At 41.4% G+C, this 21,109-nt stretch carries 14 protein-coding genes and 1 pseudogene; 9 read left to right on the plus strand and 6 right to left on the minus strand.

What is annotated here, in order from left to right:
• Positions 1–103: 103 nt before the first annotated feature.
• The 3 genes and pseudogenes from iscB to AC5590_RS16015 form a co-directional block, all read left to right on the plus strand.
• Positions 104–706: pseudogene (iscB, locus tag AC5590_RS16005) on the plus strand (RNA-guided endonuclease IscB); the annotation flags it as partial.
• A 231-nt stretch (positions 707–937) separates the two neighbouring features.
• Complete coding sequence (locus tag AC5590_RS16010) at positions 938–1,936, plus strand: ABC transporter permease subunit (RefSeq protein WP_169264555.1); 999 nt, start codon at positions 938–940, stop codon at positions 1,934–1,936.
• A 223-nt stretch (positions 1,937–2,159) separates the two neighbouring features.
• Positions 2,160–3,560, plus strand: coding sequence for a sugar porter family MFS transporter (locus AC5590_RS16015; protein WP_169264556.1), 1,401 nt, complete (start codon positions 2,160–2,162; stop codon positions 3,558–3,560).
• A gap of 156 nt (positions 3,561–3,716) precedes the next feature.
• Here the strand turns inward: AC5590_RS16015 and AC5590_RS16020 are convergent, their stop codons facing one another.
• The 4 genes from AC5590_RS16020 to cysS all read right to left on the minus strand — a co-directional run bounded on the left by AC5590_RS16020 (position 3,717) and on the right by cysS (position 8,483).
• Positions 3,717–5,063: a TldD/PmbA family protein gene (locus AC5590_RS16020; RefSeq protein WP_169264557.1), complete on the minus strand. Its 1,347-nt coding sequence runs from the start codon at positions 5,061–5,063 to the stop codon at positions 3,717–3,719.
• 136 nt (positions 5,064–5,199) lie between these two features.
• Positions 5,200–6,639, minus strand: coding sequence for a TldD/PmbA family protein (locus AC5590_RS16025; RefSeq protein ID WP_169264558.1), 1,440 nt, complete (start codon positions 6,637–6,639; stop codon positions 5,200–5,202).
• A 103-nt stretch (positions 6,640–6,742) separates the two neighbouring features.
• On the minus strand, positions 6,743–6,913 hold the full coding sequence (locus AC5590_RS16030; protein ID WP_169264559.1) for a four helix bundle protein: 171 nt from the start codon (positions 6,911–6,913) through the stop codon (positions 6,743–6,745).
• Between the two features lie 106 nt (positions 6,914–7,019).
• Entirely contained in the window at positions 7,020–8,483 is a 1,464-nt protein-coding gene (gene cysS / locus AC5590_RS16035) for a cysteine--tRNA ligase (RefSeq protein WP_169264560.1), read from the minus strand.
• Positions 8,484–8,630: 147 nt separating this feature from the next.
• Here cysS and AC5590_RS16040 point away from each other — a divergent pair, with 147 nt between their 5' ends.
• Both AC5590_RS16040 and AC5590_RS16045 read left to right on the plus strand, forming a co-directional pair.
• Positions 8,631–9,782 carry a CobW family GTP-binding protein gene (locus AC5590_RS16040; RefSeq protein ID WP_169264561.1) on the plus strand — a complete coding sequence of 384 codons (1,152 nt, stop codon included), beginning with the start codon at positions 8,631–8,633 and terminating at the stop codon, positions 9,780–9,782.
• A 211-nt stretch (positions 9,783–9,993) separates the two neighbouring features.
• Positions 9,994–11,637: a N,N-dimethylformamidase beta subunit family domain-containing protein gene (locus AC5590_RS16045; protein WP_348982700.1), complete on the plus strand. Its 1,644-nt coding sequence runs from the start codon at positions 9,994–9,996 to the stop codon at positions 11,635–11,637.
• 56 nt (positions 11,638–11,693) lie between these two features.
• On the opposite strand, the gene AC5590_RS16050 is transcribed toward AC5590_RS16045, so the two are convergent.
• Complete coding sequence (locus tag AC5590_RS16050; RefSeq protein ID WP_169264562.1) at positions 11,694–11,951, minus strand: hypothetical protein; 258 nt, start codon at positions 11,949–11,951, stop codon at positions 11,694–11,696.
• 147 nt (positions 11,952–12,098) lie between these two features.
• Positions 12,099–12,953, minus strand: coding sequence for an SDR family oxidoreductase (locus AC5590_RS16055; RefSeq protein ID WP_169264563.1), 855 nt, complete (start codon positions 12,951–12,953; stop codon positions 12,099–12,101).
• A gap of 548 nt (positions 12,954–13,501) precedes the next feature.
• Between AC5590_RS16055 and AC5590_RS16060 the strand changes: the two genes are divergently transcribed.
• The 4 genes from AC5590_RS16060 to AC5590_RS16075 all read left to right on the plus strand — a co-directional run bounded on the left by AC5590_RS16060 (position 13,502) and on the right by AC5590_RS16075 (position 20,675).
• Positions 13,502–15,106 (plus strand): peptide ligase PGM1-related protein, encoded by a 1,605-nt coding sequence (locus tag AC5590_RS16060; RefSeq protein ID WP_169264564.1) that lies wholly within the window; start codon positions 13,502–13,504, stop codon positions 15,104–15,106.
• Positions 15,107–15,244: 138 nt separating this feature from the next.
• Entirely contained in the window at positions 15,245–17,020 is a 1,776-nt protein-coding gene (locus AC5590_RS16065) for a protein kinase domain-containing protein (protein WP_169264565.1), read from the plus strand.
• 1,240 nt (positions 17,021–18,260) lie between these two features.
• Positions 18,261–19,043: a helix-turn-helix domain-containing protein gene (locus tag AC5590_RS16070; protein WP_169264566.1), complete on the plus strand. Its 783-nt coding sequence runs from the start codon at positions 18,261–18,263 to the stop codon at positions 19,041–19,043.
• A gap of 1,353 nt (positions 19,044–20,396) precedes the next feature.
• Positions 20,397–20,675, plus strand: coding sequence for a hypothetical protein (locus AC5590_RS16075; RefSeq protein WP_169264567.1), 279 nt, complete (start codon positions 20,397–20,399; stop codon positions 20,673–20,675).
• Positions 20,676–21,109 lie beyond the last annotated feature (434 nt).

Raw genomic sequence — 21,109 nt, forward strand, 5'->3', positions numbered from 1 at the left:
ACGGAGGGAAACCCTCCTGCATGGCTAGCGCTCCCCAAGACCGCGCTGCCTCACCGATTCTGAACATTGTCAAAGCTAACTTTACCCGTAAGGAGGGACATTTATGTCCAAAGTGTTTGTAATTGATTCAGAAAAAAGACCTTTAGCTCCAATACATCCGGCGCAAGCAAGACAACTGTTAAGAAATAAGAAAGCAGCCGTTTTTAAACGCTTTCCATTTACTTTGATTCTTAAAAAATCCGCTATTGACGTTACTGTTTCACTGCTCAGGCTAAAAATAGACCCTGGTGCTAAGCATACAGGAATTGCTTTGGTGAATGACTCAAGGGGTGACGCATTGGGACAAAAAAATGGGGCAAGCCCTAATAACAACACGATAAATCGTGATGCTTCCAGATCAACGCAAGAGGGCTTGCCCCATTTTTCCAGTCATTCCCCCGGTGAAGTTGTCTTTGCTGCCGAACTAAAGCATAGAGGTTTTGCAATCAGAGAGTCTTTAGCTTCCAGGAGACAGATAAGACGCAGCAGACGAAACCGTAAGACCAGATATCGTCAACCAAGGTTTTTAAACAGAACACGTCCTAAAGGTTGGTTAGCGCCTAGCTTACAAAGTCGAGTCGAAAATATCAAAACCTGGGTTAACAAACTGCGCAAGGTAGCCCGAATTGAAGCGATTAGCCAAGAGCTTGTACGTTTTGATATGAAGAAAGTTGGTGTGTACCTCGGAAGGATTGCAACACGTGCAACAGGTAGTTTCAATATTTCAACCAAAGACGGATTAGTCCAAGGAATTAGCCACAAGTTTTGTAAACACATTCACAAAAAGGATGGTTACTCGTATGCCTAATTTGGAGAACTTGACGGTTGATTTATCAACCGTGTCGTGTTTCCTCTCTGGTCTAAAGACACAGAGTTTCCACACTCCCGCGAGGTCGTCATGAGTCAGACAATAAGACCAGTCAATAATAGATCAGACAAGAATTCAACGCAGCGCAACCGCAAATCAATCAACACTCTGCTTGAGGTTGCAGGTATTCTGCCGATTCTAATAATTATCTGCATCTTATTTACATTACTTTCTCCCAGCTTCCTCACAGGCGGAAACATCGTTAATATCTTGCGTCAGGCATCAATCAATATTGTGCTGGCAACAGGAATGACGTTTGTCATTCTGACTGGAGGTATTGACCTTTCAGTTGGGTCAATATTGGCTGTTTCTGCAGTCGTTACGTTACTGGTATCGCTACTTCCCGCTATTGGTTGGGCGGCTGTGCCTGCTGGTTTGCTGACAGGACTGCTTTTGGGCTTAATTAACGGCGCTCTGATCACCTTTTTGGATGTGCCGCCTTTTATTGTTACCCTGGGTTCACTAACTGCCTTGCGGGGCGTTGCCTTTTTGGTTGCCAAAGGTACAACGGTTATTAACCGTGACATCAATTTTGCTTGGATAGGCAATAGCTATGTCGGTCCCCTTCCTTGGCTGGTCATCATTGCGCTACTAAGTATAGTCGCGAGTTGGTTTGTCCTGCGACAAACTGTTTTGGGGGTGCAAATATATGCAGTGGGTGGTAATGAGCGAGCAGCAAGATTAACTGGGATTAAAGTTGATCGTGTGTTGCTATTTGTCTATGGCGTCAGCGGATTACTGGCAGGTTTGGCAGGAATCATGAGTGGCAGCCGTCTTTATAGTGCTAGTGGTATTGTCGGTACTGGTTACGAATTGGATGCGATCGCTGCTGTTATCCTTGGTGGAACCAGCTTTACAGGCGGTATTGGTACTATTGGGGGAACTCTTCTTGGTGCATTGATCATTGCTGTTCTCAACAATGGTTTGACTTTGTTGAACTTGTCTTACTTCTGGCAACTAGTCGTCAAAGGATTAGTCATTATTTTGGCGGTGACGATAGATCGGCTGCGCAGACGTTCTAGACGGTGAAGCATCACGCGGCTTTAGTAAAAAATTAAAGAACTCAAAACTGAGCAATGTAATTAGTGGGGGATTTACTCCCTTCGGTGTCAGAAAAGAATATCTATTTAAGCGTTATAGGCACACAGGAAAACACTTCTGTGAATTTCTGTGACACAGACACCAGGAGTAAATCACTATTCGTTTTTACCCAATCTAGTAAACACTCTCACTTAATATATGAGATATAATCATGAACCCTACTGCTACACGTCGTAAAGCCAACACGTATTATGTCATCTTGATTGCTGGTGCTGCTGCCCTCGGGGGCTTTTTGTTCGGTTTTGACACAGCAGTGATCAACGGTGCGGTTGCAGCCCTCTCCAAAGCCTTTAACGCCAACAGTTTAGAGACAGGACTTGCTGTATCGCTGGCATTGTTGGGATCTGCAGTAGGAGCGTTTTATGCAGGGAAGATCGCAGATCGTTATGGTCGAGTTAAGGCAATGGTTGCAGCTTCGGTGTTGTTTACCATTAGTGCTATTGGCTCCGGGCTTCCGATAGGTATCTGGGATTTTACCTTTTGGCGATTATTGGGTGGAATTGCAGTTGGTGTTGCCAGTGTGATTGCACCAGCTTACATTGCAGAATGTTCTCCCACGCATTTGCGGGGAAGGTTAGGATCTCTCCAGCAACTAGCGATTGTAGTAGGAATTTTCATTGCCCTCCTCTCCGATTACTTTATCGCTGTTTCAGCAGGTTCAGCTGAGTCACCATTTTTGTTTGGAATCGCTGCTTGGCGCTGGATGTTTTGGACGGAAATTCCTCCAGCCATACTTTACGGGATGGCAGCTTTAACAATTCCTGAATCTCCGCGCTACTTAGTTGCCCAAAACCGCGAGTCAGAAGCTGCTAACGTTCTGAGCAAAATTTTGGGCGGTAATGTGCTGACAAAAATCGAAGAAATTCGCCAAACAGTGCTTCGAGAACGCCAGCCTCAGTTTTCTGACCTTTTAAGCAGAAGTGGTGGACTCTTACCGATTGTTTGGGTAGGAATAGGCTTATCTGTACTTCAGCAATTTGTTGGTATTAACGTCATCTTCTACTACAGCAGCGTTTTGTGGCAAGCAGTTGGGTTTTCCGAAAAAAATTCCTTAACGATCACGGTGATCACAGGAGCGGTAAATATTATTACTACGCTTATTGCGATCGCCTTTGTAGATAAATTTGGTCGCAAGCCTTTGCTCATTATAGGGTCAATTGGCATGACCGTGACCTTGGGAACGATGGCTTCTATTTTTGGGACTGCTGCGGTGGATGCTGCTGGCAACCCAACTTTGAGTGGAAGCGCGGGTATTATCGCTCTCATAGCAGCCAACTTCTATGTATTTTGCTTCGGTTTCTCCTGGGGGCCAGTGACCTGGGTACTATTAGGAGAAATGTTTAATAACAAGATTCGAGGTGCTGCCCTTTCAGTTGCTGCTGCAATGCAATGGGTTGCTAATTTCCTCATTTCTACAACCTTTCCTCCCATACTGCAATACTTTGGGCTGGGTTCCGCTTATGGTGTTTATACAATTGCGGCGGCTATCTCGTTATTCTTTGTTCTGTTTTTTATTAAGGAAACCAAAGGAATTGAGTTAGAGGATATGTAATTGGCATCGAACTAGGGGAGTGTGGGACTGTGGGACTGTGGGAGTGTGGGAAAAGATTCTTAGCTCTCTCCCTCATGCCGTCCCCATCTCACCTACTATGGCAGTCCTAAATCATTTTAAATGTGTTTTAGCTTATTATAATTGGGGCTATTTTTTTTAGAGGGTATACGTAAAATCCTCTACCAACATACCTGGAACCATACTACCTCCCAGTTGACGACCATCATATGTTCCGACTTCAGACACGAATTCTTGGAAATTGGTCAAATCTACAAGATTATCTCCCCAAAATCGATAAAGACTTTCATCAAAACGCAAATTTTCGATAGGAGCAACAATTTCACCATTTTCTACCCAAAAGCAGGCATAACGGGTCATACCTGTAATTCTACCTGTGGGGCGATCGCTCCAATTCAAGTAATGTAAATTAGAGACATACAAACCCGTATTTAAATGAGTAAGAATATCTTCAAAGCTTAAATTTCCTGGACTAATTTCTGGTGCACGTAAACTCTCATAACTATTAGCACCATTAGCAGTTTTTTGATATTCTCTAGCAGTGCGAGAATTGACGAGCGTATTAACTAAGACTCCTTTTTCAATAACAGGTAATTCTAGCGGAGCCATTTCTCCTAATTCATTAAATCGCGGTACCAATCCTCGTTGAAAGTTTTCTTTGACATGAAATGCAACAGATAACTGCTTTTCTTTGCGCCACAGTGATGCTAAAGAACTCCCTCCCTGTTGTAAATCAGCTTCACTCACACCTCCCCAAGAAAGCATTGCCGCTAAATCAGCAACTGCGGCTGGTGCAAAGTAGGTTTTATAGTGTCCTCGTGGCAATTCTTTTATTGGACGAGAAAGCAATTGTAATTGTCTTTTCGCATCGCTAATTTTCTCGCTATAAGCTTCATTATTCCACTCACTACCAGCAAAAGTCCCTTTAACAGCTTGTGCTTCAGTTGTGAATATAGAATAGTCTAATGAAAAAGTTTCTGTACTAAACCAGTGTTTTTGACCACAAGAATCAGCATACGCTTTAATAACAACCCCCCCAGCATATATCCCAGCAAAATCTAGTTCAGCAAGCTGTTCTAGCACTGTTGGTACAAGCACTTCTTCAGCCAATAAATTTCCACAATGAACTTCTCGACTGGTATTTGTTCCTGATGGTAAAACCAAATATGGATCTAGAGGTAACTGGTGAAGTTCTTCTCGTAATTCTTGCAGTGCTTGGTATGCCAATTGCCAATCGATTTCCGAATCTCCAGTAAAGGGAAACTGCCGAAAACTACTGCGTTGATTTTGCATTAAAGTCAGTTCAATTGAACCATCAGTCACACAGCCTGTTTGCCGCACCTTGGCATGATTGAAACGAGTAAATTGACTGCGTTCACTGCTAAGTTTCACAGTAAATTCTTCACTTTCTTGTTTCTTATTTAAAAGAGTTTCAATTAGTTGATTAAAGCTGGCTTCTAAAGCAGATAGTTCTTCGTGTTTCATGAGCATTCTAAATCGAGAGGGAGCTGGGCGGCTAGAGGAAATGTTGAGTGGAAATTCTTATATCTCCTACTAAGATGCTAGGTGTTTCCGTAGGAGATATTTTGAATCAGCAAATTAACTTGTCCTTGTGTCTTCTTCAACCACCACCAAAGACTTCCACGTTAGCAAATACACAAATGGGTGAACCATGACCTACCCAAATCGTTTGGTTAGGTTCTCCTTTGCCACACAAAGGAGTCCCGTACATTTCCCAAGTAGAGGAATTTCCTACTTTTACTAAGCTGTGCCAAAACTCTGGAGTTGTGGCTCGATAGTTGGGATTGCGGAGGGTTTTGGTAAGTTTGCCGTTTTCAATCAATTTAGCGTATTCGCAACCAAACTGAAATTTGTAACGGCGGTCATCAATTGACCAGGAGCGATTGGATTCCATGTAGACACCGTGTTCTATACCAGCAATAACTTCCTCAAAAGACCCTTCCCCTGGTTCTAAATTCAAGTTTGCCATACGGTCAATTGCTGGTCGATTCCAAGAGCAGGCACGAGCACAGGCGACTCCTGGTACACCTGCTCTTGCTTGACTTTCCAAACTACCCAAACCTCGCTGGAGAACACCTTCTTTAATTAAATACTCCCGTGTTGCCACAGCACCTGTATCATCAAAGCCATAGCTGGCAAATTCACCAAGTACGGTGGGGTCAAAGGTAATGTTCATCTGGGGAGAACCATACGCCAAAGTGCCGAAATCCCTCTGATTGACAAAACTACCTCCAGCGTAATTGCGCTCATCGCCCAAAATTCGGTCAATTTCTAGGGGATGTCCAATGCTTTCGTGGATTTGCAGCATCATTTGGTCTGGGGCTAACACTAATGAAGTACAAGTCGTTGGACATTCTTCTGCTGTCAACAGTTCTACTGCTTGTTCGCCAATTTGCTGCACCCGAACCCATAAGTCAGGTTGTTGGAAAAGTTCCAGTCCACCTTGGTAACAGTTTGCTTGCAAGCCGTTGTTAGTGCGTTGCTGGACAACCGCCCCATCTTGTGCTGTAGCTCCGTAATGTGTGCCAAAAAACATAAATTTTTGATACACTTCTGAGCCGTTGCTGCTGACAAACCAAGTCTCTCTCTCGGTTGTTGTCAAGTTAGCTAGAGTTTGTACAATTTGGTCAGAAACTCTTAGGGTATGGCAGACACGAACAAGTAAATCGTTGATTTCCCCTGGACTCAAAGCATCAAAGGGTTTCAGAAATGGCGAGATATATTGACCAACAACTTTAGGGCGCTCATTCTCAACTCCAAACGGATGTATCCACCACTCACTTGCAGCAAGTGCTTGTCTGTATGCTTTTTGGGCTGCGGCTTCTAAGTCTTGGATTGCGAGCGAATTGGTAGCTGCATATCCTATACAGCCGTTGATCATAACTTCCAACATAAACCCCATCGTAGAGGATTTGCCGTTAGTTTGGGGTATGCCGTCACGGACATGACAGGTAAATGAAGTTTCCTTGACGACTCTAATACCGAGCCAGTCGGCTGGTATATTTATTTGGGCGATCGCTTTTTTAAGTTCAGACCACATAACAATTCAAAGTATGCCCTGCGGGCACGCTACGCGAACAAAATTCAAAGTATGCCCTACGGGCACGCTGCGCTATCAAAAAATTATTGATAACAGTTAACAGTTAACTGTTAACTGTTTTAGCATTTGCCCCAATTGACGTTCCAGACTTAATCAACTGTTTAGAAAGTGTTTTTGCCACTCCCGAACTTTCATTTAGTACTTGGCAAAGTTTAACAATGCGGACAGCAAACTCAAACGTCCTGTCAGTAATTGCCTTATGATCACTACTCATTTTGCCTTTTGTCTTTTATTTTATTCATTTTGAACTTTGAATTTTGCGAAAAGTTGCCAGGAGGGTTTCCCTCCGTAGCAAACTTTTCAAGACGAATTTTGAATTCTCAGTTGCGGTGCCATTTAGAGCCTTCACGACTATCAATGAGGATAATACCTTTTGCTTGTAGTTCGTTGCGGATGCGATCGGCTTCGGCAAAATTCTTAGCTTTACGTGCATCCTGCCGTTTTTGAATGAAAGCCTCAATTTCGGCATCGCTAATACCATGACTTTGAGGTGTTTCCACTTCTTGTTTGGCTTCTAAACCAAGAACTTGAGCTAGTGTCACTAATGTGTACCACTCTTTCTGTAATTCTACTGGTGGAGTTTCTGTTTTTCCCTCATGCACGAGAAGGTTTCCCTCGCGTTGTAACTTCTTGCTTAATTCAAACAGCACTGCCAAACTTTTGGAGAAGTTGAAGTCATCATCTCCTGACGTTTCAAACTCTTGGATCAGGCCTTTATCTAATTGATGAACATGATGAGCAAAAGCAAGTTTCTCGCCATGTACATAGCCGAATAGTAAACCTTCTTTAAGGGTTTTCCACTGTGCAGAAGCGGTGGCGATCGCCTGTTCCGTAAAATCAAGCGGTTTGCGATAATGGGCTTGCAGCACAAACAATCGCACCGCCATTGGGTCTACAGGTGCATGACTGTGCGCCCCTACTCCATCCAACAACTCGCGAATCGTGATAAAATTGCCCAAAGACTTAGACATTTTTGCACCATCCACCATCACCATACCGTTATGCATCCAGTAACGAGCGAGTGGTTGGTTCGTAGCAGCTTCCGATTGAGCAATTTCGTTTTCGTGGTGAGGATTTATTAAATCTCTACCTCCACCATGAATATCAATAGTTGTACCCAGTGTTTCCCTAATCATCGCTGAGCATTCAATATGCCAGCCTGGACGACCTTTTCCCCAAGGTGAATCCCAAGCTGGTTCTCCTGGTTTTGCACCTTTCCACAGGGCAAAGTCAAAGGGATGTTGCTTTTTTGCTTCTGAATCTTCAGGATCTAACCTTCCGCTCGCACCCGCCAGCTTTTGATCCAGTTGTTGTCCAGATAGCTTTCCATACGCAGGGAAACGTTCGACCCTGTAGTAAACATCACCACTAACCGCGTAAGCGTAATCTTTTTCTTCTAAAGCATCAATCAGTTCAATGATGGCAGGAATATTCTCTGTCGCACGGGGATACTCATCAGCATCCATGACATTTAAGCGGCGGATATCTTCAAAATATGCATCAATAAAGCGATTTGCCACCGCCTCCATTGTCGAGCCTTGTTCTCTGGCACGGTTAAGAATTTTGTCGTCAATGTCAGTAAAATTTTGAATATAGTGCACTTGGTAGCCGCGCCACTGGAGATAACGACGTATCGTATCCCAGATGATGTAGGAACGAGCATGACCCAAATGGCAATAGTCGTACACTGTCACGCCGCAGCAATACATCTTAACCTTTCCAGGTTCGACGGTTTGAAAGGATTCTTGGCGGCGGGTGAGTGTATTGTAAAGTGTTAGGGTCATAACAAGCGTGATACTGCTGAAATAGAGATACGTAATAATAGGGGAGAATAACTGGGATGAAAAACCAGCTACCCTATGCTAGTGTTTTCTGTCCTCTGTGCGCTACATTCTTTGTTCTGACTATTTTGATTTTTTCACAGCATCGCTATGCAAGCAGTTAGTTCCGAATCTCAATCAATGGATGCACCGAAGAAAGGACTACCAGTAACAATTATTACTGGATTCCTCGGTAGCGGCAAGACGACTTTACTCAATCATATCCTGACCAATCAGCAGGGACTGAAAACTGCTGTTTTGGTGAATGAGTTTGGCGAAATTGGCATCGATAACGAGTTAATTATCTCCACCGACGATAGTAACGATAACATGGTGGAGCTGAGTAACGGTTGTATCTGCTGCACCATTAATAATGACTTGGTGGATGCCGTTTACAAAGTTTTGGAACGCCAAGACAAAATAGATTATCTCGTTGTCGAAACAACTGGACTGGCAGATCCGCTACCAGTGGCGCTCACATTTCTTGGTACCGAGTTACGCGACTTAACCCGTCTGGATTCAATCATTACCGTAGTAGACGCAGCGAATTACAGCCTGGATTTATTCAATTCTGAGGCGGCTCACAGTCAAATTGTCTATGGTGATGTGATTCTGCTGAACAAGACGGATTTAGTTTCTCAAGCAGAATTAGAGACGCTGGAAGTCAAACTTCGGGAAGTCAAGGAAGGAGCGAGAATTATCCGTACAACAAAATCACAAGTACCACTAGCCTTAATTCTCAGCGTTGGTTTGTTTGAGTCAGACAAGTATTTCACTGATACTGCGAGTTCCCATAGTCATGATCATCACGACCATGACCACGATCATTCTGAGCACGCTCATGACCATCACGACCATGAGCATGATCATGACCACGATCATTCTAAGTGCACTCATGATCATGATCATGAGCACCATCACCATCATCACTCCGATCACTTAGAGAATGATGGTTTCACTTCCATATCTTTCCAGACGGACAAACCTTTTGCGATTAGAAAATTTCAATATTTTCTAGATAATCAGCTACCTGAAACAATCTTCCGAGCAAAGGGGATAATGTGGTTTGACGAAAGCCCTCAACGTCATATTTTCCATCTTTGCGGTAAGCGCTTCAGTTTGGATGATGATGAGTGGAAAGGTGAGAAGAAAAACCAGTTGGTGTTAATTGGTCAAAATCTGGATCGTGAGACTTTGATCAATCAGCTTGAAAACTGCATTTGTCTTCCTTCGACGACTCGCGGTAAAGGGTTTGGCAAATAGCTGACTGACGTAAGGCTCTTAGACTGTAGAAAGTTATGAGTGATGAGTGATGCGTGAGCTGACTTGTTATGTCTATGCGTTCTACTCATCACTCTTAATTATGAAAATCCTCGTTTGTAACTCTTAACCAAATCATTACTTATTTTTCTTCTGATTTATGTATAAAAGTGACAAAATGCAATAAGTTCTCATTTGAGTGGCAAAAATAACTGTGAGTCAAATATTTTTCCGAAAACAGTTTAACTTAGTTAGCAGAGTCCTGTTACCAGCACTTTTTATACTCATCATCGCTATTGTTCCTTTTAGTGGCGTTAATCAGGCTGTAGACGTACCAAAACTCAGCCATAAAAGCAATTCCATAACTATTGAAAATACTAAACCAGGTACGACTCATTGGCAGTTGACAAATCCTGCTACTAAGCGAGAAATTGAAGGTTATGCTTCCCTGACTAGTGTCAATCGCGGCGACGAAATTAAGTTTTTTGTGAGCACAAAAGAACCCAGCTATACGATTGAAATTTTCCGTATGGGCTGGTATGGTGGCGCAGGAGGACGGCAAACAGCACCTCCAGTGACACGCAAAAGTGTAAAACAACCGCTCCCACAAGTGGATCAAGTCACCGGATCAATTGAATGCAATTGGAAAGATCCTTATGTTTTGAAAATTCCTTACAATTCAGCAGATCCTACACAATGGGCAAGTGGTTTTTACCTAGCCAAACTAACCACAAACAAAAGTGGCAAGCAAAGCTACATTATTTTTGTAGTACGTGATGATAGCCGTACTTCTGATTTTCTCTTTCAATCGAGCGTCACAACTTATCAAGCATATAACAACTGGGGTGGAATGTCGCTTTATCGGTGGAACAGTCGAGAAAAACAAGCATACAAAGTTTCCTTCAACCGCCCATATGCCCTGAGTCCCAACTTGAAAGCGGCTTATGGGGTCGGAGCAGGAGAATTTTTGACTAACTTTCAACCCAAAAGGAGAACCTCTAGCGCTGGGTGGGAATACAACATGGTGCGATGGCTAGAACGGGAAGGCTATGATGTCACCTATTGCACAGATATTGACACCCACGAAAATCGCATTGACCAATACAGTGGCAAACCAATGTTATTGTTGCATAAAGCATTTCTTTCGGTTGGTCATGATGAATACTGGTCGTGGAATATGCGCCAAAATGTAAAAGCAGCAAGAGACGCTGGGGTGAGTCTCGGCTTTTTTTCTTCCAACACCTGCTATTGGCAAATTCGCTTTGAAGCAAGTGGTTTGACAAAGCAGCTCAATCGCACCATTGTGACATATAAAGAAGGTGCTGCCCTTGACCCCTTTGCTAGAGACAGTAATCCAAACAACGATTACCTAGTCACAACTACTTGGCGATCAAAACCTGTGAGTCTTCCGGAGGAAGCTCTCATTGGAGTCATGTACCAGACATTTCAGGTCAACGCGGATATTGTCATTGATCATACAGCTCCAGATTGGCTGCTTGTCAATACACAATTAAGTCCAAGTAAAACTCAAGCTTCCGTGGATGGTACATTGAAAGTACCTAACAAAGAAATGCGTCTTGAGGGGCTTTTGGGTTACGAAGTTGATCGGATGTTTGGTAACGCCCCAGCAAACACGATCCGCATTGCCCATTCACCTTATCGTTATGGAAAAGGGATCCGATATGCAGACATGACAGTTTATACTCCAAAATCAGGAGCAACAGTATTTGCTACTGGCTCTATGCAATGGAATTGGGGGTTAGATGATTACAATGCACCAGAGCTACGCCCTTCTGTTTTAAATGCTGATGCACAAGCTATCACACGTAACATTCTCGCCAGGATGGTGAGCAATTAAGGATCAGGAGGAATTATGGACATTTCTCATAATTCCTCGTTTGTAATGATTGATTTTCACAGGTTTGATGCCGTATCTGGCGCAACGATTTCGCCAGTTCCCACATTTAGGATCATGTCCTGATCGGTAATTAAATCTGTGAGTTCCTTAACTTGTAAGTTCATTTCCTCACAGGCTTGTCGTAACTCTTGTGCAAAAGTCCTGAGGTCATCTCCATAGCCACATTGGTAAGCAGCGGTTTCAATTCCTTGCTTGGCATTTGCTCTTGCACAATCTACTAATTCGGTGCCTTTTAGTGGTGTTTGGGATGCCATATCTGTTTTTATGACTTTATAAAGGTTTCCTTTTCAGATCATCTCTCAATTCAAGTATTAATTCATCCCCCTAATGGTTTAAAAAAGTTAAGAGTTAGGATTGAATTCTTATGTACAGAGGCACTATGGCGCGTCTGTACAACTTCATTAGCCGTTGACGACATTACCACCATTGGGGTGTAACACTTGACCAGAGAAGTAAGAAGAGTCATCAGATGCTAGAAACACATAACTGGGTGCGACTTCTTCAGGTTGTCCAGGTCTTTGCATTGGAATTTGTTTCCCGAATTTTTTCACTTTTTCTTCAGGAAAAGTTGACGGAATCAAAGGTGTCCAAATTGGACCGGGAGCGACGGCATTCACACGAATTCCCTTTTCAATTAAACTCTGTGATAAGGAACGAGTAAAGGCAACGATCGCACCTTTTGTTGAAGAGTAATCAATGAGCTGTTTACTACCTTGGTAAGCTGTGACTGATGTGGTGTTTATGATGGTACTACCTTCTTTCAGGTGTTTCAACGCCGCTTTGGTTAAGAAAAACATCGAGAAAATATTTGTGCGGAAAGTCCGCTCTAACTGTTCTTTGCTGATATCCTCGATGCTTTCTTGCGGATGCTGTTCAGCAGCGTTGTTGACTAAAATATCCAGTTTGCCAAATTCATCAATAGTTTGTTGTACAAGTTGCTGACAAAAAACTTCATCACCAATGTCACCAGCTATAGCGACAATACGACGCCCTTGTTCTTCAACTAATTTTTTTGTTTCTTTAGCATCGTCGTGTTCGTTCAGGTAGGCTATAGCTACGTCTGCTCCTTCTTTAGCAAATGCGATCGCCACTGCACGACCAATACCACTATCTCCACCTGTTATCAATGCAACTTTGTTTTTGAGCTTGTCACTTCCTTTATATTGAGCATCATCTGCTTTCGGTTTCGGCGTCATTTCTGATTCCGTACCCGGTGTTTCTTGAGATTGAGGTGGTTGTAATTGTTCTTCTGGCATAGTAGAATCTTCCTTGAAAATAAACAAACAAAAAAAATACCATTTCAAAACTAAACCTTGGACTGAACTATCAATCCAAGGTTTTATTCTTTGGCTAGCAATTGCCATTCAACAGTTTAGGCTTTTTCCTATTTTTAAGCCTGTCGTACTCATTACCTGAGCAATTGTACGTTACTGTTGTTAATTATCGTCACACAAGACACATGCTCTTTCTCTGACAACTAAACACAGCTATGCTATTCTCGTGAAAGGAAATATTTAAACCTTTCATCTGTTTCTTAAGTTATCTATTGTGTGGGGATTATTTCTCACCCTTTAGATGTAAACAAATTTAAATTTTATCCATCTTAAGAGGTAAAAAAAATTAGACCAAATGTAAGTCGAGGGTATGCAGTGCGTGGCAACAGGTGCTTTGATAATATAAATGATGAAATGAGAATGAGTATAACAAACGAATTGTAGCAGAGCCGCGACAAACGAAAAATTAATTAAAATATACCAAAGTAAGATAAGACTGGAAAAACCAAGGCAGGATTTAACTTAATTTTATGCAAAAACTTAATATTTTTTCAAATGAACAAACTGACAAGTTTCGAAATCTTCAGTTAACTTTAAGCGATCGCTGGAACACTTTCCAGGAAATTGAGAACAGCGACGCGGATATTTTAGTTATTCCCTCATTGAGCATTGACCAGGGAGAACTAAAAAAAATCGAAGGTTTTGAGCATTATGAGGAACGACTGCTGTTTTACTTGATTCAGTTGCAGAATCCCTGCACTCGACTGATTTATATCACATCAATGCCAATGCATCCCAGCGTCATTGATTACTATCTGCAACTTTTACCGGGAATTCCTTTTTCTCATGCTCGCAATCGCTTGCTGCTACTTTCCACTTACGATTCCTCTGCCAAACCCCTCACTCAAAAGATTTTAGAACGCCCCCGCTTGCTAAAGCAGATTCATCAAGCTTTAAGGGTTGAAAAATCATTTATGGTATGCTATAATTCGACCGAATTAGAAGCAGAATTATCTTTAAAATTGGGAGTGCCGCTGTTCGCTGCAGCACCAGATTCACAAATTTGGGGGACGAAAAGTGGCAGTCGGCAAATATTTGCAGAAAGCGGAGTTCCGTTTCCAGATGGTTGCCAAAGTGTTTGGAATGATGCAGATTTGGCACAAGCAGCAGCCGAATTGTGGGAACGCCAGCCGACATTAAAACGGATTGTAGTAAAACTCAACGAAGGAATCTCTGGAGAAGGAAATGCGCTCTTGGACTTAAGGCCGATTTTGAATTTAGCACCTCCTGGTAGTTCTCATGAGGAACGACTAACAGCGATGAGTGAGTGCTTTAAAACTTTGCGCTTTCAAGCGAAAGAAGAGAATTGGGAGACATTTTCGCTAAAAATCCCTGAGTTAGGGGCAATTGTTGAGGCGTTCGTGGAAGGAGAAGTCAAGCGATCGCCCAGCGTCCAAGGACTTATTACACCCAATGGGGAGGTGGAAATCCTCTCAACCCACGACCAAATTCTGGGAGGACCTGACGGTCAAGTTTATTTGGGTTGCGAATTTCCCGCCGATGAAACCTATCGACTGCAATTGCAGCAGATAGGGTTAAAAGTTGGCAAAAATTTGGCAGACAAAGGTGCATTAGAAAGATTTGCAGTTGATTTTATCGCTGTTGACAACGGTGATGGACAGTGGGACTTGCAAGCAATTGAAATTAACCTACGTAAAGGTGGTACGACTCATCCCTTTATGAGTCTGAAATTATTAACTAACGGTCGCTATGAACTCTCAACGGGTTTATTTTACACTCAGCAAGGGCGTCCCAAATACTACATGGCTACTGATAACTTACAAAAAGACTCCTATCGGGGGCTTTTGCCCAACGATTTGATGGACATCATCGCTCGTCATAGGCTACACTTTGACACTGGAACCGAAACAGGCACGGTATTTCACTTGATGGGTTGTCTTTCCCAGTTTGGTAAGTTGGGATTGACGAGTATAGGTAATTCTCCACAACAGGCAGAAGAAACTTACAACAAAGTTATCAAAGTTTTGGATAAAGAAACTTCCAGCAACAATAACGATTTATCCTCGTCATCGGAATATGCCTTCCCTATGACTTGGGATGGATCTAGCTGCTAGAAAATGGGGAATTGTGAGTAGTCACCTGCGTACGAGTTGGCTGTCAAAAAGGACTGCTGAACTAGTAACCACTAACTACGAACCATTTCCCAGTCTCCAGTTATGTACAATCGACTCAGGCTATGTCTTTGAGCGCTTGTGTTTCACACTAATCAAAATGCAGTTCATTGCATCAATTCAGACTGTCCGCGTCCCTATCCCCAGCCTTGGGGAAACAAATTTTGCCACACCTGTGGCGCACCGCTGCAACTTTTAGACCGCTATGTCCCACTCCAGCGTTTGGGATCAGGTGGTTTTGCCCAAATTTACACAGTTTGGGATCAAAAGACACAAACAGAAAAAGTGCTGAAAGTGTTGATGGAAAGTTCACCCAAAGCGCTGGAATTGTTTGCTCAAGAGGCGACGGTTTTAAAAAGTTTGCGACATCCAGGTGTTCCTAGAGTTGATGCTGATGGATATTTTTCTGTAGAGATGTTGTCTGTAACAACTCCACAAAGCAATCTCAAGCCTTACCAATTCAATTGTTTGGTCATGGAAAAAATTCACGGTCAAACTTTGGAAGAAGTTTTCCAGCAGTATCCCCAAGGGTGTCCTCAGGAGTGGATTTTAAACTGGCTTGTTCAAGCTGTGGAGATTTTACAGGAGTTACACACTCGCAAGATCATTCATCGCGATATCAAACCTTCTAATTTAATGCTGCGTATTCCGCAAGGTTCTGTAAATAAGGGGGGAACAAGGAAAGATCAGCTGGTGCTGATTGATTTTGGGGGAGCAAAACAATATAGTTCCAACTTGTTTGGTTTAAAACCTTCCTCAACTCGGTTATATTCTTCTGGCTACAGTCCCCCAGAACAAGTTATTGGGGGTATTATTGGACCTGCGGCTGATTTCTATGCCCTTGGTCGAACGATGATTGAGATGTTAACGGGCAAATCTCTTAGCGATTTGGAAAATCCCGTAAGTGGGGAATTGCTTTGGCGCAAAGTGGTTAATGTCAATTCCCAACTGGCAGATTTACTTGATGAGATGGTACAGGAGGATGGGCGATCGCGTCCAGCCAATGCAGCAATTGTTCAAAAACGTCTAGAAAAAATTTCCCGAATTTCGCCACACCAGGGGATAAAATCCCAAATTCAGCAATCTTTTGCGCAGGGGTTTGGACAAGCTAAGGGGATTTTGGTTAAAGTGGAGGACTCTGTAGGACAAGCACTTACCACCTCTGCTCACGCCGTCGGTCAAACAACTCTGTTTATACTAAAGGCAATTTTCAAGATTTTTTTCGCTTGTCTGGACACATTTTGGACAATCCTTCTGACTGGTGTCGGCGCTAGTTTTGGTACTATAGGTGGCTTTGTTTTAGCTTCACAGACAACCATAGACGAACAAATTACCAAATTCATATCTGATCAACTACCCGAGTTGAGTCTGACAACCCCAGCTATCTCAGGCTTAGAGCTTCTTTTGTTTGCAGGTGCTGGCTTGGGAACCGCATGGGGACTAACACTTGCACGGGGTTTTGGTCAGAAGCGGCGGTTTTTTGTAACATCGATTATGGGCATTATCAGTTATGGATTCGCTTGGCTAGTTTTACAATTGTTCACACCACAACAGGGTGGTGAGAGATTACTCGGATTGATTTTGGCAGCTGTTTCTCTGCTCACTATTAGCTTAGGTCTTCGTAGCCATCATATCGTTCACGCTATAGTTGCTGCGTTTGGCACCGCTGTTGTCTTCGCGGTTTTCGTTCTTTTAGGATTTCCAACAAATATATTCGACTTCCTCAGCTTACCCAACTGGAACGAACTCTGGCTTCCAGTAACTTTTTTTGGTTTTGTCGGCGTTTTTCTGAGCTTCTTTTTGGGGGTGAGTCATTACCTTATTGTCCCTGGGTTGCGCTTTTTAGGCTGGCGTTAATAGATTTGTGTTGGCCTAGCCTGCGCGTAGCGCATAAATTGAAGATATAGATCCCCGACTTCGCAGAAGTTGTCGGGGATCTTGTTTTTCATGAATGATTTACTCCCCCTGCTGAGTGTAAGATTACCGATGTAATTTCTTCTCCCCTGCTCCGAAGCGTTCCGTTGCTCCAAAGCGCCTCTTGAAACCAACCTATAGCTCTAATTGGGGCATTAATTGACGAATTTATATTATTGACAAAATCCACTATTTGTGAATTTTACGCTCTTGCTAATATAACTTTACACAAACATATTAACTTTATCTATTTCTGGTTGAGCTAAAGAACTGAATAATACAGAAAGATTGTGCGTGAAGCGTCTGTGATGCATACTGCTAGCTTTGGCGATACGCACAAGAAGTCAGCAAGCAGGCTTATCGCACAAACGAAACAGTATATTTTGTAAATAAATGAATAAATAAAAAATTCCGATTTTTCATTGGTATTCTATAGCAGCTTTTTTGACCATTGTCTAGTTCCATTTTTACTTATTTTAATTTTAAAAACTCTATCTTATGGCAGGTGCTGAGCCTCTGACAAATTGATTAAAAATAATGCACAACTACCCACACAAGTAATTTTATTTGGCAAACTTTAGCTTAAGATTCAAAATTTAATAATTTAGTATTTTTCTAAAAAGGTTGATTCTTAAAAATTTTTAGATATATTTAGCATACGTTTAAAAGTGATTCTTTCAATTATTATTTTTCGATACAAAAAATATAAAGTAATACTTCTTTAAAAAATCTTTAAAGTAAATTATTGAATATACGGTTTGTATATGATATTTTTCATGTATGTTATATAAAAAGTAGTTAAAAACACATTTGTGATAGTAAACTACGTTTATGTCAGTTTTTTTGATCCAAAAAATATTTGGAGAAACTAAGCAAACTCAAGAACTTGTTTATTAAGGCGATAGTATTTTGTTTTAGCCACTAGTAGATAAGTCTCAATTTAATCAGAATGATTCTTAATTTATAATACTTAGTGGCGAAACAGAGCTTTTCATGATTTTTGAGTTTTTTCTCCGCAAGGTTTAATGGATTTCTGAAGTCTTTTATTGATTGGTGTTTACAATCATGTCTTGTTTTACTACCAATACAAGCATTTTTGACTCATATTTGTAAGTCAAAAAAGAAACATCAGCAAAATAATATAACATTTGTTCTCATTGATAATCAGGTGCTAAGCAGTAACATGTTTTTAAAAGACTTAGAGGCAAAAGTGTTCGAGGCTTCAGACTCAGAAAATAGCTTTATCAGCGCAAAACAGACAGGAAAATCCTTTCCTAATAATAGTGTGCTTTGTGAAATAGAAATGCCTAGACTTGATAGTACCGGTTTCATAAAAGTGCTGTATCAAGGCTCTGTCAGAGCGGTTATTCCTTTCAATTTAGTCAGTTCTAATACTCGTAGACTTAAACAGCACCAAGATATGAATTTGAAAACAGATGAAGATCTAAACAAATCTTCTGCTTTAGAAGAATTCTTGAGAAAAATATGTGAATTAGGGGAACTCTCCATCTACACTGCGAGTTTGGAAGAACAAAGTCTTTTGAACAAGCATTGGCGTGTTACTCTGTCTGAGGAGGAATCTAAGCCATCTCCGCCTAAAACTACAAACTCAACAGACGATAACTCGATATTTCCTACTGATTCTTTACTCAGTCAAATATTTGATTTCATTGAGAAGAATTATGATTCAGCTATCACCCTTTGCAATGTCGCTCAGGCAGTAGGTTACTCCGCAGGTTACTTAACAGATTTAGTGCGACGTCTGACGGGAAAAACAGTGAATCATTGGATCATTGAGCGCCGAATGTCAGCAGCACGTGCTTTACTGCTAGAAACCAAACAAAGTGTAAATAAGATTGCTTTAACAGTTGGTTATCAACATGAGGGTCATTTCTTTCGCCAGTTCCGTCAGTACCACGGAACCACTCCTCAAGCTTGGAGAAAGATCCAGCACTCTGAAGAGTAGCATGGAATAAAAGCGAAAAAATTGCGAGTCTCACAGAAAGATTGTGCATTGTAGTCGGAGGCAACTCATAAGCGTCTCCACGCACCAAAAGATTCTTGAAAGCCCCAAGAGAGTGGGACCTCCTACAAAGGTTAAGGTTAGGTAATTTAGCCGTAACTTGGTATGAGCAGGTAGGCGGCATCTATCTGCCATTCATTTGCTAGCATCTGCACGCATATCTGCATTGAGTTATGCATGTATTACGCATCTATTGTGAAACTTTATTCAGAACCCCAACTTCAAGATCGAAGTCGGAGTGTTTGTTTTTTTACGAATAATTTGTGGTAACTAAAAAAGTTTAATTAACTATTGAGGGTTATCCACCAATACGGTTGGTGTTAAGACATTTATTTGTTGAGGCGGCTGAGGAGCACCCGAGCAGGGAGAAAACCGAGCCACATTCTCCCCCTCCCCCTGCCCCCGAGCGTAGCGTGCTCCCTGCTTGCCTTGCTCCAGCTTTCTCGCCGCGCAAAGCGCTAACACGAGCAAATTTCTTATCACCAACCGTATTGGGTTATCCACTTACATATGCCAGGGTGAAAAATGTTGTATTTACAACATTAAAGAAAAACCAAAATTATAAAGTTTTTGTAAAGCTTACGAATAGTGACACGAAAAAATGTGACTCTTGATCCAAAAAAAGTGCATTGTAATGGAATTGTGAAAAACATAACATAATAACCGTACACTTACGGATTTGAAAAATCATATCTCAAAAATCAATCTATTTAGGACTAAATGTCTGCTGAAGAGCTAACCAAAGAAGCTCTTAAGCTCGACAAAAATGGGCGAGCATTACTTTGAACACTTTTATTGAAGCAATAGATGCTTTTAGAGCACATTGCAAGTAAATGAAGTACAACCACGTTGTCTAAAAGCCAGACTTATCAGCCCTTTTTACTTTTTACTTCTTACTTGGTGACTTCTGACTCAGAAACTGCTGCTGTATAACAGCTATATCTTTTTTATTTTTCACGCTTACTAACCGTTAATCGTGATGTATTTACTGCTTATGAAGCCAGTTTAGGCTTTATTGTAGGCTTAATTTTTATCGAAGTCCCGATAGTTTGCTTTTGTCTGATCCCTAAAACAAACTGATAATATTTTTCTGTGATAAAACGTCTTAAAAAACCTGTTTTTTTTTAGTGAGAGTATGGTGAAAATTTTAATACTAAAAGTAGAATAAAGTGGAAAAAATTATCTCGAAAATTAGGAATAAATAATATCTTTATAATCGGTTGACAACATTTTAAAAAACTGTTAATTATAAAGAGAACCTAGGTACAAATTACATACAATGTTTGGAGTTTAGTTATGGCTAAGATCGATCAAATTGGTTTACAACCCAACAGTAATCAGAAAGTTATTGTTGAAGAACTAATAGAAAGTGAATTAGAAAGAATAGTCGGAGGAGATAGTTCTAAGGTTGAACAAACTACTGTGATCACAACTGATGGAAGTCAGTCTATCAATCAGAGTGCTATTCAAGAATCTGGAAAGAATCCTGGTAAAAGACCACCCAGACTATCGCTCAATGAGCTTCTCAAAAGTTTAGGTATCAAGATAGATTTGGATCTTAACATTAAAGCATGACGTTGATCTTTGAGGTTAAGAGATTATTCATTAGGATTCACGACAACTTTGTTTAAACTGTAACCGTTCACGAGGTGAGCAAAAAATATCGAACATGAAATCCACGAAATCACTACTAAAATCAGCCTAAGTTTGATTTTTTTGGGTAATTTTGAATAGAAAAAACCGCGCGTAGTGCGTTGGCAACTGTTTTTTAAGGATTTAGGCAAAAGACCTACCGCCCGTGAACGATTACATTTAAACTTACCCTTCGTGCATCCAATCAAAGTATATATCCCCGATTTATAAAGAAGTCGGGGATATTGTTTTTTATGAATAAATTAGTATCCTTTCGCTTGCTTAAGCAGTAGGAGCTTGCGATATCTGTCAATGACTTTTAAATACTTTTTTTGTATATTTTTTATCTACTTTTAATTGTAAAGTTTAATGGATTT

It is taken from the genome of Brasilonema octagenarum UFV-OR1 (genome assembly GCF_963888615.1).
Taxonomy (GTDB): domain Bacteria; phylum Cyanobacteriota; class Cyanobacteriia; order Cyanobacteriales; family Nostocaceae; genus Brasilonema; species Brasilonema sennae.